Origin of the sequence: Paracoccus alkanivorans (assembly GCF_003697785.1) — a bacterium.
Lineage (GTDB): Bacteria > Pseudomonadota > Alphaproteobacteria > Rhodobacterales > Rhodobacteraceae > Paracoccus > Paracoccus alkanivorans.
Window position 1 is genome coordinate 488,751 of the sequence record NZ_QOKZ01000003.1, and the last position, 12,306, is coordinate 501,056.

Here is a 12,306-nt window from a genome sequence, read left to right on the forward strand (position 1 = left end):
TGCCGTTGCGGGTGGGACGTCGTGGGTTTGTGAGACATTATACCACGGTTGGTCAATATCGACTTCCCGTCAGTTGATAGAAATCATCTATCATTTCGATATTATGGACAGTCTCGATAACCGCGCCTATCAGTGGTTCCATGACATGGGATCAAGAACTCGATGCGCGGGGCCTTCTGTGCCCGTTGCCGGTCCTGAAGGCGCGCAAGCGTCTGCAAGGCATGGCGGCGGGCGAAGTGCTGCGCATGCTGGCCACCGATCCCGCCGCGGTGATCGATGTGCCGCATTTCTGCGCGGAATCCGGGCATGAGCTGCTTGAGCAGCGGAACGAGGACGAGGCGCAGATCTATCTGATCCGCAAGCGGTAGGGTTCAGACCAATCCGAACGAGGTATAAGGGATATATCTGACGGAAGTGTCCGGCCCTATCTCTGCGGCTTCATCCGGCAATTCCACCAGCCCGTCGGCCCAGCTCAACCCGCTGATGCGGCCTGATCCTTCCGACGGAAACACTTCGGCCCGGCCTTCTGCGTTCAGGCGTGCGCGCAGATATTCGCGCCGCCCGGCCTTCTTGCGCTTGGTGAAGGCGGCGGGCACGGTGAAACCTCGCGGCACTGTCCAGCCCGCTCCGGCCAGCAGCGACAGGGCGGGCCGGGCGAATACCAGCGAGCAGACCAGCGCGGCAACCGGATTGCCCGGCAGCCCGAAGACTGGCACGCCCTCCCATTTCGCCAGCACCAGAGGCCGGCCGGGTTTAAGCGCGATGCGCCAGCTTGACAATGTGCCATGCGATTTCAGCAAGGCCGAGACGTGATCCTCGTCACCTGCCGAAGCGCCGCCCGAGGTCAGGATGACATCGGCACACCGCGCACCATCGTTAAGGCGTTCCCTGACGGCGTCGTCGCTGTCCGGCGCATGACCCAGATCCACCGGCTCATAGCCCCAGCCTGCCGCCAGGGACAGCAGCATGGGGCGATTGGCGTCCCAGATCTGGTGGGGCAGGGCGGGCAGATCGGGTGAGGCGATGATCTCGTCCCCGGTCGAAAGCACCCCGACCCGCAGCGGGCGATGCACCGTCACATGCGAAATGCCGAGAGCCGAGAGCAGCGCCAGATCCGGCGCACGCAGCTTGTGGCCGGCAGGCAGGGCGGGGCTGCCTTCGGCCACGTCTTCACCGGCCTTGCGGGTATTGCTACCGTGCCTGACCGGACCATCGAACATGACCGCCGCGCCGTCGATTGTGGTGTTCTCTTCCAGCACGACGGTATCGACGCCATCGGGCAGGGTCGCGCCGGTCAGGATACGGATCGCGCTGCCTTCAGGAACCGGATGCGGCCAGGGCTGGCCCGCGGCGGCGCGCCCGTCGACCAGGGGCAGGCGCTGCGATCCTTCGCTGATAGCCGCATGGCCGAATCCGTAGCCGTCGACGGCGGAATTCGGCTGTGGCGGGTTGGAACGGCGGGCAATGCAGTCTTGGGCCAGGATCCGGGCGGCGGCCCGGGCTGTGGCAATCGTTTCAGTGCCTGTCACCGGATGCAGGGCGCCGCGCAGTCGGTCCAGTGCCGTATCGACCGGCACCCAGTCCACTCCCGGCGGCATCGCGGAACCTTCACTTTTCATAGCTCAACCTCGCGCAGGATGAAATCGGCGATAGCGGCGGTGTCGTCAAGGTCGAAAACCGGCAGCCCGGTGTCAACCGGTCCATCGGCGGCGATGGCACGGATGGTTCCTATCTTGGAGGCGAGCAGCGGGCGGCCGATGACCTGCCGATAGGTTTCGATCTTGGGATGCGGAGCGTGCTTGTAGCCTTCGATCAGGACCAGATCCACCGGCGAGAGGCGTGACAGCAGATCGGCAAGCGAGGGTTCTCCGGCTTCGCGCAACTCGTGCATCAGGGCCCAACGGCGGGGCGTGGAAAGCAGGACCTCCTGCGCCCCGGCCTCGCGATGACGGTGACTGTCGCGGCCGGGCTGGTCTATATCGGTATCGTGATGGGCATGCTTGACGGTCGATACCGTCAGGCCCCGCGCCGTGATCTCGGCGACCAGCCGTTCCATCAGGCCGGTCTTGCCCGCGTTCTTCCAACCGGTGATACCGTAAAGCCTCAACTCTCGCCTCCATGGGCAAGAGCCTCGGCGCGTGCCAGATCCTCGGGTGTATTGACGTTGAAGAAGGGATCGAAGGGTGTGGCGGGAAACAGCGCCTCGCCCGCGTCGTGACGGTCGGTCCACAGGACGACCTTTCGCAATCCGTCATTCAGCGCTGCGCGCAGATCGTCGCGCAAGGCGACCGGCCAAAGACCGAAGGTGGGATGGCGATTGACGCGTTTGCGGCCCGATTTCAGCGCTTCGCCCGCGTCTCGCGGAGTGGTGGCGAGGGCCAGCGGATGGGGCTTGCCCCTGGCCGCCTGTTGGAGCCGTGATACCAGGTCGGCGGGAAAGAATGGCGTATCGGCGGCGACCGTAACGATGGCGCCCGTGCCGTTTTCTGCGGCCCAGTCCAGACCGGCCAGCACCCCGGCCAATGGTCCCGGGAAACCGGCGATGCTGTCGGGCAGGACCGGCAGGTCATAATCCGCGAAACGCGCCGCATCGCCATTGGCATTCAATGCAAGGCCCGCGACCTGCGGCTCCAGCCGCGCAATCACCCGGGACAGCAGGGACTGCCCGCCGACCTGCAGCATGCCCTTGTCGCCGCCGCCCATTCTCGTCGCCAGCCCACCGGCGAGGATGACACCTGCAGGTCTGCTCATGTCGCAGCCTTGCGGTGCCGTTTGCGGTCCTCGTCGGGGATGTTTTTCGGGTCGGCATCGCGGATCAGCCGCTCTTCGCCGCTGAGGCAGACAAAGCGTTGTCCGCGCATTCGCCCGATCAGCGTCAGCCCGACGCGGCGTGCGATCTCGACCCCCCAGGCAGTGAAGCCCGAGCGAGACGCGAGTGCGGGAATCCCCATCAGCGCCGTCTTGATTACCATTTCCGAGGTTAGCCGCCCGGTCGTGTACAGGATCTTGTCCGCAGCCCCGATCTCGTGGCGGAACATGAATCCGGCGATCTTGTCCACGGCGTTGTGACGGCCGACATCCTCCATATAGACCAAGGGCTTGTCCTGCCAGCACAGCACCGTGCCATGGATCGCCCCGGCTTCGAGGTAAAGCGAAGGTGTGGTGTTGATTTCTTTCGCCAGCGCATAGAGCCAACTCGTGCGAATACCGGTCTGCGGCAAGGTCAGGCCGTCGAGTCCCTCCATCATGTCGCCAAAGACGGTGCCCACCGCACAGCCGCTTGTGCGGGTCTTCTTTTGCAGCTTTTCCTCGTAGGAGGTCTCGCGCTCGGTCCGCACGACCACGGTCTCGATCTCGTCGTCGTAATCGACTCCGGTGACGCGGTCATCCGCGCGCAGCATACCCTGATTGCGCAGGAAGCCCAGAGCGAGATATTCGGGATAATCGCCGATCGTCATGGCGGTGACGATCTCCTGCCGGTTGAGATAGATCGTCAGCGGACGCTCTTCGACCACCGAAAGCGTTGTTTCCGCGCCGGTCTGGTCGGTGCCGGTGATCCGCCGGGTCAGGCGGGGGTCAAGCGGGTCGGGCAAGAGCGGGAAATCGGGCATGATGACGATGCGGCGCCTCCTCTGGCCTGAGCGACGGTTATCATCCACGCTGGTGGGGCGAGTTGCAAGGCTGCGCATCGCGGTGGTGTGTCGTGGCGGGCAACCGTGCCGACGGGGGATGGCCGACATGAAACATTTTCTTGACCTGCGACTCATAACGATCAATCATGTGAATGAACGTTCACTTATGGAATCACCTCCCCGAATGGTCATCCGTCCCATCCCGTTCGACACGCAGGATTCCGATGCCGCCGCACCCGTCCGGCCGCGGGAGAGCGAGATCCTCGACAGCATTCGCCAAACCTTTGCCGAAAAGGGCTTTGATGGCGCCTCGATGCAGGAACTGGCACGGGCAGCGGGAATGAGCGTGGGCAATTTCTATCGTTATTTCCCGTCGAAGGCCGCGATGGTGGCCGCCATCATCACTCGCGATCTTGAGGAGGTGGGGCAGAAATTCACCGATGTCGTGGCGGCCGAGGATCCGCTGGCGGCGCTGCGCGAGGGGCTGCATATGCGCGTGGCCGAGGAATGCTGTGGTGTCGAGGACGCCTCGCTCTGGGCCGAGATCACCGCGGCGGCACAGCGCAAGCCCGAGATCGGCAATGTCGTCCAGCATATGGAGCGCGGGATAACCAGCTATCTGGTCGAGGCGTTCGCGCTGATCGCCGGCATGTCGCGGGACGAGGCGGAGCATCGCTTTCTGCCCCATGCGGCGATGGTGGTGATGCTGGTCAAGACGACATCGATCCAGGCGCATGGCCCAAGCGCGCAATGCAAGCTGTTGCGCGACGATCTGACGGCGCTGGTCCAGCGACTGATCGACATGATCCTCGATGAAGTGGCCGCTGCAAGGCCGAAGGAGCCGAAATGAAGTGCAGGATCCTTTCCGCGCTGGTTCTGTTGCTCGCCCTGCCTGCCTGGGCGGCGGAGGAGGAACCCGTAGCGACCGATCAGCCCGCGCCCCCCGCTATCACGGTCTCGGAGATCACGCGAATGATCCTGCGTGACCGCGTGATCGCCGGAGGGCTTGTCGGTGCGGTGGAGCAGGTAACCGTCCAGCCATTGGTCGAGGGCCAGCCTATCGAGACGCTGGAGGCCGATGTCGGCGATCATGTCGAGGCAGGGCAGGTGCTGGCCCGCCTGTCGACAGCCGCGCTGGAACTGCAAAAGAGCCAGCTTCGGGCTGGATTGGCGTCGGCCCGGGCAACTGTCGCGCAGGCCGAGGCGCAGGTTGTCGAGGCGCGTGCCTCGGCGGATGAGGCGCAGCGGGTAGCGGAGCGGAACCGCGCCTTGCGGGAGCAGGGCAACACTTCGCAGGCGGCTTATGATCAGGCGCGTGCGGCGGCGGCTTCCGCAGCGGCGCGGGTCACCGTGGCGCGACAGACGTTGGAGGCGGCGCAGGCGCAGGTGGATCTGGCCAAGGCTCAGCTTGCCGATGTGGAGCTGAACCTGAAACGCACCAATGTCGTCGCCCCGGTAGCGGGCGAGGTGCTGACCCGAAATGCTCAGGTCGGCGCGGTGGCCAGCGCGGCGGGCGAACCCATGTTCGTACTGATGAAGAACGGGGCGCTGGAGTTGCGGGCAGAGATTTCCGAGGCCGACCTGCTGCGCCTGAAGCCCGGGATGCCGGCATTGATCCGCAATGTCGGTGGCCAGACGCCGATCGCCGGAACATTGCGACTGGTCGAGCCGGGGATCAGCGCCACAACCCGGCTCGGGATCGCACGGATTTCCATTGATGACCCGGATGCGCTGCGTTCGGGCATGTATGCGGATGCAGAGATCATCCTGGCCGAGCGCGAGGGGCTGGCGGTGCCGGTTACCGCCGTGGGCAGCAACGCCGACGGGGAGCCGGTAGTGATGCAGGTCGAGGATAGCGTGGTGCACGAGGTGACGGTGGAAACCGGTATTCGCGACGCGGGCATGGTAGAGGTCGCCACGGGACTTGCCGAAGGTGATCGGGTGGTGACAAAGGCCGCCGCCTTTGTCCGTGAGGGCGACCGGGTCAGTGCCGTTCTGGCAGGCGGGCAATGAGGGCGGAACCATGAATTTTTCAGCCTGGGCGATCCGCAATCCGGTGGCGCCGCTTCTGGCGTTCTTCATGCTGCTGATGTTGGGATGGCAAAGCTTCAACAGCCTGCCCATCACCCGGTTCCCCAATATCGACGTTCCGCTTGTCGCGGTGACCGTGGCACAATCCGGCGCGGCCCCGGCCGAGTTGGAAACGCAGGTGACCAAGGAGGTCGAAGACGCCGTCGCGGGCATTGCGGGCGTCAAGAACGTGACCTCGACCGTGACAGACGGGCAATCCCAGACATTGGTCGAGTTCCGCATGGAAGTGCCGACCGACAAGGCGGTGCAGGATACCAAGGACGCTATCGACAAGATCGTCGGGGATCTGCCGGGCGATGTGGAAACCCCCATCGTCAACCGTATCGATGTCGAGGGGCAGGCGATCATGACCTTTGCCGTTTCGGCCCCCAATATGACGATGGCGGAATTGTCGTGGTTCGTGGACGACAAGATCAAGCGCGCGCTCCAGGGACGGCCCGGCATCGGCCGTGTGGACCGCTATGGCGGCGCCGACCGCGAGATCCGCATCGAACTCGATCCGGTGCGGCTGGCCAGTTATGACGTGACCGCCGAGCAGGTGAGTTCACAACTGCGCCTGACCAACACCAATCTCGGTTCCGGCCGGGCGGAGCTTGGCGCCGGAGAGCAGGCGATCCGCACCCTGGGCGACGCCAGCACCGTCGAGCAGCTTTCCCGCACCACCGTGGCACTTGGTGGCGGGCGTTATGTCCGGCTGTCGGAACTGGGGACGATCACCGACACCTACGAGGAACTGCGGTCGTTCTCACGCTTCAATGGCACGCCGGTCGTGACCTTCGCGGTGTTCCGGGCCAAGGGCGCCTCGGAGGTATCGGTGGCCGAAGTGACCAACGAGATGCTGGACGAGTTGCGCGCCGAGTATTCCGAGGTCGGGATCAGCCTTGTCGATGACACGGTTTATTATACCTATGGCAATTACGAGGCGGCGCTGCACACCTTGCTGGAAGGCGCGCTTCTGGCCGTGCTCGTGGTGCTTGCCTTCCTGCGCAACTGGCGGGCGACGATCATCGCAGCCGTAGCCCTGCCGCTCTCGGCCATTCCGACCTTCTGGATGATGGACCTGCTGGGCTTTTCGCTGAACCTCGTCAGCTTCCTTGCGCTGACGCTGGCCACTGGCATCCTCGTCGATGACGCGATCGTCGAAATCGAGAATATCGCCCGCCATATCCGCATGGGCAAGACGCCATATCGCGCAGCCATGGAGGCCGCGGACGAGATCGGGCTGGCGGTGATCGCAACTACCTTCACTATCATCGCCGTGTTCGTGCCGGTCAGTTTCATGCCCGGTATTCCGGGCCAGTATTTCCGGCAGTTCGGCCTGACCGTGGCCATCGCGGTGGCTTTCTCGTTGCTGGTGGCGCGGCTGATCACGCCGATGATGGCCGCCTACCTGATGCGCGACAAGGATGCCGCGGGTCACGAGGAGGGCCAGCGCGATGGTCCGGTGATGCGCGGCTATCTGCGTTTCGTCGCCATGACCACCCGCCACAAATACCTGACCATGCTGACCGCAATCCTGGTGCTCATCGTCTCGGTCTTCTTCATGCTTCGGGTGCCCGGCAGCTTCCTGCCGCCCGAGGATGTCAGCCGTATCTCTATCAGTGTCGAACTGCCGCCCGGTGCGACCCTGGAGGAAACCGAGCGCGCGACCAGCGCCATGACCGAGCGCATCCGCGAGATCGAGGGCGTGAAAGACATCTTCGTGCTGGGCGGCTCGTCGCCGACCGGAGATCTCGATATCCGCCGCGCCTCGGTAACGGTGCTTCTGGACAAGCTGGACCATTCGCTGCTGCACAAGCTGGCCGATATCGGCAATTCGGTGCCGCTGTTTTCCGTCATCGTTCCGGATCTTGAAAGCAAAGGTAGAACCAAGCCCCAGAACCGGATCGAGGCCGAAATCGCCCTGCTTTTGCGCGATGTCCCGGATATTCGCGCCTATCGGCTGAATGACCGGGGAGAGCGCGACCTGTCCTTTTCGATCCTGTCGAATGACGAGGAGAGCCTCAACCAGGCCGTCGCCATGCTGGAGAATGCGTTGAGCGGCGATCCGCTGCTCGCCGATGTCGGCACCGAGGGCGCGTTGCCCCGGCCAGAATTGCAGATCACGCCCAAGCCCGACGAGGCGGCGCGGCTTGGCGTGACCACGGCCGCCATCGCCGCGACGGTGCGGGTGGCGACGATTGGCGATATCGACGCGGCGCTGGCCAAGCTGGCGATCGATGACCGGCTGGTGCCCGTGCGGGTGCGGCTGAACGACGCGACGCGTGGCGATCTTGCCCGGATCGGCGCCCTGCGTGTCGCGACGGTCACCGGTGGTTCGGTGCCACTGAAATCCGTTGCCGATATCCGTATCGGCGAAGGCCCCTCGTCCATCGAGCGTTTGAACCGCACCCGCAAGGCGACCATCGGTGCCAGCCTGCCCGTCGGTGTGGCCCTCGGTTCGGCGACGGAGCGTTTCAACGAACTTGTCACCGGGGTGGATCTGCCGCCCGGCGTGCGGGTGGCCGAATCCGGCGATGCCGAGATCCAGGCCGAATTGATGGAAAGCTTCGGCAATGCCATGATCATGGGGCTGATGCTGGTGCTGTCGGTGCTGATCCTGCTGTTCGGCAGCGTGATCCAGCCCTTTACCATCCTGTTGTCGCTGCCACTGGCCATCGGTGGCGTGGCCTCGGCACTGATCCTGACCTCTTCGCCGCTGTCGATGCCGGTGATGATCGGTATCCTGATGCTGATGGGGATCGTGACCAAGAACGCCATCCTGCTGGTCGATTTCGCCATCGAGATGCGGCGGCAGGGGATGGACCGGATCAAGGCGGTGATGGAGGCCGGGCACAAGCGTGCCCAGCCCATCGTGATGACCTCGATCGCCATGTCGGCGGGGATGCTGCCCTCGGCGCTCGGGGTGGGCGAGGGCGGGTCCTTCCGCGCGCCGATGGCGACGGCAGTGATCGGGGGGATCATCGTCTCGACCGTGCTGTCGCTTCTGGTCGTGCCGGCCTTCTTCCTGATCATGGACGATTTGTCGCGCCTGTTGGCCCGGCTGACACGCGGCATGATCGGCCGCAAGGAAGAGGAACCCGAGACGCTTGCCCCCGAAGCGGTTGCCGCCGGGATCGCGGGACTGGAAACCCGTGTCGCGCAATTGGAAAACGACCGCCCGCATGACAGCAGACCACGCCTGTCGGTGGTCGTGGAATAGCCGTTGCCGCAGGCGCTTGCGGCGGTAACGGCTATTTCATCTTTTGCGCCATCGCGGCGCCAGGTGCGATCCGGGGGATAGCTGGCGGGCCAGCCACGTCTGGACCATAGGCTGCAGCTAAAGCATGCCGGTAAGAAAACCCATCCCTGTCAGGGCGATAGCGGCAGCTGCCGTGCGGGTGGCCAGCTGGCTGCCGCGGATCAGGAATCCCATACCCGCGCCGCATAGATGCAGTGATATCGTGCCGACCACGAAACCCGCCGCATAGGCCAACGGATTGGCGGCCCCAGGCATCTCGGCACCATGCGCATATCCGTGGAAGATGGCGAAGAAGGCGACGATGACGGCCGCGAAAACCAGGGGCGGGTTCGTGCGAAACAGCACTGCGAGGCCGATGACCAGCGCCGAGGCCGCGATTCCGGTTTCGACACCCGGCAGCGGTATCGCAGCCATCCCGAGAACTCCGCCAAGGATCATCGCCAGCGGAAAGACAGCAAGCAAAGCCCATCCCGCAGCCCTGCCGAAGCAGATGCTCCAAAACCCGACCGCTACCATGGCGGCTACATGATCCGCGCCAAGCAGAGGGTGTCGGAAGCCGGTCAGGAAACCGCCTCCGGCAGCATGACCGGTATGGGCCAGGGCAGGAGAAGTACTGGCGAGCATGATACCGGCCATCGCGAGGAGCGCCATGGAGGACCGTATCAGGAAAGTGTTTTCCTGCATGTGTGGCGCTGGTTCCGGGCTGCGGATGCTGCTCATCTGTCACTCCATATGCTGTCGAAGCGGATTGCCCGCGGATTTACCCTTGTTCGGCCCGGCGAGCCTGTGCCCGGCGCTCGGCCAGCGTTGGCGCTGCGTCGAGATCGTCGCTTTCCGCCTTTACGGTAACACCCGATGGCCGGGTGGCGCGCTTGCGCCGCGTCTTGCCGTCCGGCGCGGTGTCGGTGCTGCGAGGCAGGATCAGCCGGGTGATCTCGCTGCGGCGCAGGCCCAATGTGCTGGTTCGGTCGAACAGCGCCTGGACGACCTGCGTTTCGACTTGCGGCTCCAGCAATAGCTCCATGCGGGTCACGGGCCGCGCCTTCTTTCCCTGTGCCGTCAGCAGAACAAGGTCGATGACCCCGGGAAAGGCACGCAACGCATCCGCCGCCGCGCCGATTTCTTCCCCGGTCATGTCGTCCAGATCGCATGCAAGCTGCACGACCCGGTCGGTCTGTGCCGTGCCTGCCAGGTCAAAGGCGGTAATGCGCAGAATATTGGGTCGGCCGGGCAGGTCGCGGGTGCCTGCCCCCATGCCAGTGGCGACCAAGCGGCCGGATGGGCGGCTGCCGGGGGAACCACCGGTCAGATGGGCCATGATCGCGGCCCCGGTTGGCGTGACGCGCTCGCCCCCTACACCATCGTCGTGCCAGTCATAGCCCCGCAGGATCCGCACCGTGGCCGGGGCCGGGACAGGCAGCATGCCATGGGCCGTCCGCACCTGGCCGCCGCCCAGGGGCAGCGAGGCCAGGGACCAGCCCGCGCCTTTCAAGGCCGCCGCGATACTACCGGCGGCAGTCACATCCATCAGGGCGTCCCAATCGGCGAGTTCATGGAAATGGACATCCTCGATGGGAATGTCATGGGCCGCTGCCTCGGCCTCGGCGATCAGATGCAGGATCGCGCAGGCATGTTCCGCTGTTCCTTCGGCAAGCGGCGCCGCCTCGATCATGGCGCGCATCGCGCGGTAGGTCGTCTCTTCGCCGTGGCGGTGGTGGTGGTGATCTTCATGCCCGTGATGATGGTGATCATCGTGCGAATGCCCGCCATCCATCGGAATTAGAGCAAAGCGCCGCACCGACATGCCGCCGCTATGTCCCCGGGTCAGCGCGGCATGGCCGACATGATCGGGCAGGATGGCCGCGATATCCTTCATCACCCGCTGTTCCAGCGCCGGAAAGCCGTCCAGCATCGCGGCGATGAACATGTCGCCCGCCACGCCTCCGACGGGATCGAGATGGATATGCAGGCGGGCACCCTCTGGCAAATTCATGATCAGTGCTCCCCGGGCCATGAATTTATCAGGCGGCCATTCTCGAAGCGCATCTCCTCCAGCGGTCCGACGATCTCCATGCCGGGCCGGGCCTCCAGTTCGGGCAGCATGGCCTCGGAGGCATAGAGATACTCCAGGTGCAGCGTGTTCGGAATCCGCAGAAGGCGCACGCGGGAGATGTCCTCGGCTCCGCAAGTCTTGACAGCCGCCTGGATGGCGCTGCGGTCGTCTGGCATGACCATTGGCATCTTGGCCTGTATCAGGACGGTCGAGGTCAGCGCATTCGCATAAACCGCCTCGCGGTCGAACGCCGCCTCGAGCCGGGCGGTCACCACATCGGCCCGCGCCGCGCCATTGCCGTTGCCGTTGCTGCGTGGCGACAGTTCCAGCGCCGCGAGCCGCGCGATGCGCAGTTTCACATGAGCCTGCATCTTGGGTGACGAGAAGCGATGGGTGATATTCGGATCCATGCCGGTGCCCGAGAATTCCTTGCCGATCTGGTCCACGACCAGCACATCCAGGTCCCCAGAGGCGGTGGGCGCATCGACCGGCCCAAGCGGCAGCCGGGGCATATTGGCCATCGCTTCCCGCAGGAAAGGCTGTTCCGCCTCCAGCATTCCCTCGCTGGCGAGAACCACGACACGGGCCAACTGGTCATAGGCATTCTCGATCGTGCCGATGCCGAAGAGGATCCTGCAACGTTCCAGTTTCATCCGTGCCATCAGGTCGACATAGACCGGCACCTCGTCGATGCCGCGCGAATGACAGGCCTCGGCACCCGATTGTTTGCCAAGGCCGATGGCAAGCATCTTGGCCAGCCCGCTTTCATTGGCTGCCCGAAAGGACGTATGCGGCTTGATACGGTTGAACAACACGATCCCGTCGGCCTCATGCGCCAGCCGGTCGATGCGCACGGACATGCCGTTATCCAGCCGGCCAATTTCGACCGTCTCCATGGAGGAGCGGATCGGGCAGCCGATCACGGCCTCGGTCACGCCCAGCTTTTCCAATACCGCCGTCTGCCCCTCGGCGGTCGCGCCGCCATGGCTGCCCATCGAGGGCACGACAAAGGGATCCGCCCCGCGCGCCCTGACCTCGTTCACGATCGCTGTCAGCAGTTCGGGGAATGCGGCGATGCCCCGGCTGCCCGCCGTTATGGCGACGGACATCCCCGGCCGGATCCTGGCGGTGCAATCCGCCTCGGCCATCGCGTCATGCACCGCCGCCGCCGGATCCCCAATATGATTGGAGGGAAAGCTTTGCCGGCACAGCGCGATGCGCGGCAATGGCGTGTCCTCGACCAGCTTCACGTAGTTCGGCCTTGTCCCGTTCGACATGCTCTTTCCTTC

Annotated in this window: 11 protein-coding genes; 4 read left to right on the forward strand and 7 right to left on the reverse strand. The window is 64.6% G+C overall.

The window, feature by feature from the left end; translation table 11 throughout:
* Positions 1 to 140 precede the first annotated feature (140 nt).
* Positions 141 to 368, forward strand: coding sequence for a sulfurtransferase TusA family protein (locus tag C9E81_RS10540; RefSeq protein ID WP_122112272.1), 228 nt, complete (start codon positions 141 to 143; stop codon positions 366 to 368).
* 3 nt (positions 369 to 371) lie between these two features.
* Here the strand turns inward: C9E81_RS10540 and C9E81_RS10545 are convergent, their stop codons facing one another.
* The 4 genes from C9E81_RS10545 to C9E81_RS10560 are packed head-to-tail and all read right to left on the reverse strand — an operon-like array spanning position 372 to position 3,611.
* On the reverse strand, positions 372 to 1,619 hold the full coding sequence (locus C9E81_RS10545; RefSeq protein WP_122112273.1) for a molybdopterin-binding protein: 1,248 nt from the start codon (positions 1,617 to 1,619) through the stop codon (positions 372 to 374).
* On the reverse strand, positions 1,616 to 2,107 hold the full coding sequence (gene mobB, locus C9E81_RS10550; RefSeq protein ID WP_122112274.1) for a molybdopterin-guanine dinucleotide biosynthesis protein B: 492 nt from the start codon (positions 2,105 to 2,107) through the stop codon (positions 1,616 to 1,618). Before mobB ends, C9E81_RS10545 begins: the two co-directional genes overlap by 4 nt.
* The gene (mobA, locus tag C9E81_RS10555; RefSeq protein ID WP_122112275.1) at positions 2,104 to 2,751 is read right to left on the reverse strand and encodes a molybdenum cofactor guanylyltransferase MobA; all 648 of its coding nucleotides are present in this window, start codon (positions 2,749 to 2,751) and stop codon (positions 2,104 to 2,106) included. The genes mobB and mobA overlap by 4 nt, the downstream gene beginning before the upstream one ends.
* Positions 2,748 to 3,611, reverse strand: coding sequence for a formate dehydrogenase accessory sulfurtransferase FdhD (locus C9E81_RS10560; RefSeq protein WP_122112276.1), 864 nt, complete (start codon positions 3,609 to 3,611; stop codon positions 2,748 to 2,750). The genes mobA and C9E81_RS10560 overlap by 4 nt, the downstream gene beginning before the upstream one ends.
* Before the next feature lie 127 nt (positions 3,612 to 3,738).
* Here C9E81_RS10560 and C9E81_RS10565 point away from each other — a divergent pair, with 127 nt between their 5' ends.
* The 3 genes from C9E81_RS10565 to C9E81_RS10575 are packed head-to-tail and all read left to right on the forward strand — an operon-like array spanning position 3,739 to position 8,925.
* A complete protein-coding gene (locus C9E81_RS10565) occupies positions 3,739 to 4,482 on the forward strand; it encodes a TetR/AcrR family transcriptional regulator (RefSeq protein WP_243698600.1) in 744 nt (247 codons plus the stop codon).
* Positions 4,479 to 5,645, forward strand: a complete 1,167-nt coding sequence (locus C9E81_RS10570; RefSeq protein ID WP_122112278.1) for an efflux RND transporter periplasmic adaptor subunit — start codon at positions 4,479 to 4,481, stop codon at positions 5,643 to 5,645. The genes C9E81_RS10565 and C9E81_RS10570 overlap by 4 nt, the downstream gene beginning before the upstream one ends.
* A 10-nt stretch (positions 5,646 to 5,655) precedes the next feature.
* Positions 5,656 to 8,925, forward strand: a complete 3,270-nt coding sequence (locus tag C9E81_RS10575) for an efflux RND transporter permease subunit (protein WP_122112279.1) — start codon at positions 5,656 to 5,658, stop codon at positions 8,923 to 8,925.
* Positions 8,926 to 9,042: 117 nt separating this feature from the next.
* Here C9E81_RS10575 and C9E81_RS10580 read toward each other — a convergent pair whose 3' ends face one another.
* From C9E81_RS10580 to C9E81_RS10590, 3 genes are read right to left on the reverse strand one after another with little or no spacing between them, the layout of a single operon-like run.
* Positions 9,043 to 9,684 carry a HupE/UreJ family protein gene (locus C9E81_RS10580; RefSeq protein ID WP_243698601.1) on the reverse strand — a complete coding sequence of 214 codons (642 nt, stop codon included), beginning with the start codon at positions 9,682 to 9,684 and terminating at the stop codon, positions 9,043 to 9,045.
* 40 nt (positions 9,685 to 9,724) lie between these two features.
* Positions 9,725 to 10,957: a nickel pincer cofactor biosynthesis protein LarC gene (gene larC, locus C9E81_RS10585; RefSeq protein ID WP_122112426.1), complete on the reverse strand. Its 1,233-nt coding sequence runs from the start codon at positions 10,955 to 10,957 to the stop codon at positions 9,725 to 9,727.
* A gap of 2 nt (positions 10,958 to 10,959) precedes the next feature.
* The gene (locus C9E81_RS10590; RefSeq protein WP_122112281.1) at positions 10,960 to 12,294 is read right to left on the reverse strand and encodes a nickel pincer cofactor-dependent isomerase, group 22; all 1,335 of its coding nucleotides are present in this window, start codon (positions 12,292 to 12,294) and stop codon (positions 10,960 to 10,962) included.
* Between the last annotated feature and the right edge of the window lie 12 nt (positions 12,295 to 12,306).

Coding starts and splice junctions, on each gene's coding strand:
- C9E81_RS10565 (WP_243698600.1), top strand. CDS start 3,739: ATGAAACATTTTCTTGACCTGCGACTCATAACGATCAATCATGTGAAT.
- C9E81_RS10560 (WP_122112276.1), bottom strand. CDS start 3,611: ATGCCCGATTTCCCGCTCTTGCCCGACCCGCTTGACCCCCGCCTGACC.
- C9E81_RS10570 (WP_122112278.1), top strand. CDS start 4,479: ATGAAGTGCAGGATCCTTTCCGCGCTGGTTCTGTTGCTCGCCCTGCCT.
- C9E81_RS10540 (WP_122112272.1), top strand. CDS start 141: ATGACATGGGATCAAGAACTCGATGCGCGGGGCCTTCTGTGCCCGTTG.
- C9E81_RS10580 (WP_243698601.1), bottom strand. CDS start 9,684: ATGAGCAGCATCCGCAGCCCGGAACCAGCGCCACACATGCAGGAAAAC.
- larC (WP_122112426.1), bottom strand. CDS start 10,957: ATGAATTTGCCAGAGGGTGCCCGCCTGCATATCCATCTCGATCCCGTC.
- C9E81_RS10545 (WP_122112273.1), bottom strand. CDS start 1,619: ATGAAAAGTGAAGGTTCCGCGATGCCGCCGGGAGTGGACTGGGTGCCG.
- mobA (WP_122112275.1), bottom strand. CDS start 2,751: ATGAGCAGACCTGCAGGTGTCATCCTCGCCGGTGGGCTGGCGACGAGA.
- C9E81_RS10590 (WP_122112281.1), bottom strand. CDS start 12,294: ATGTCGAACGGGACAAGGCCGAACTACGTGAAGCTGGTCGAGGACACG.
- C9E81_RS10575 (WP_122112279.1), top strand. CDS start 5,656: ATGAATTTTTCAGCCTGGGCGATCCGCAATCCGGTGGCGCCGCTTCTG.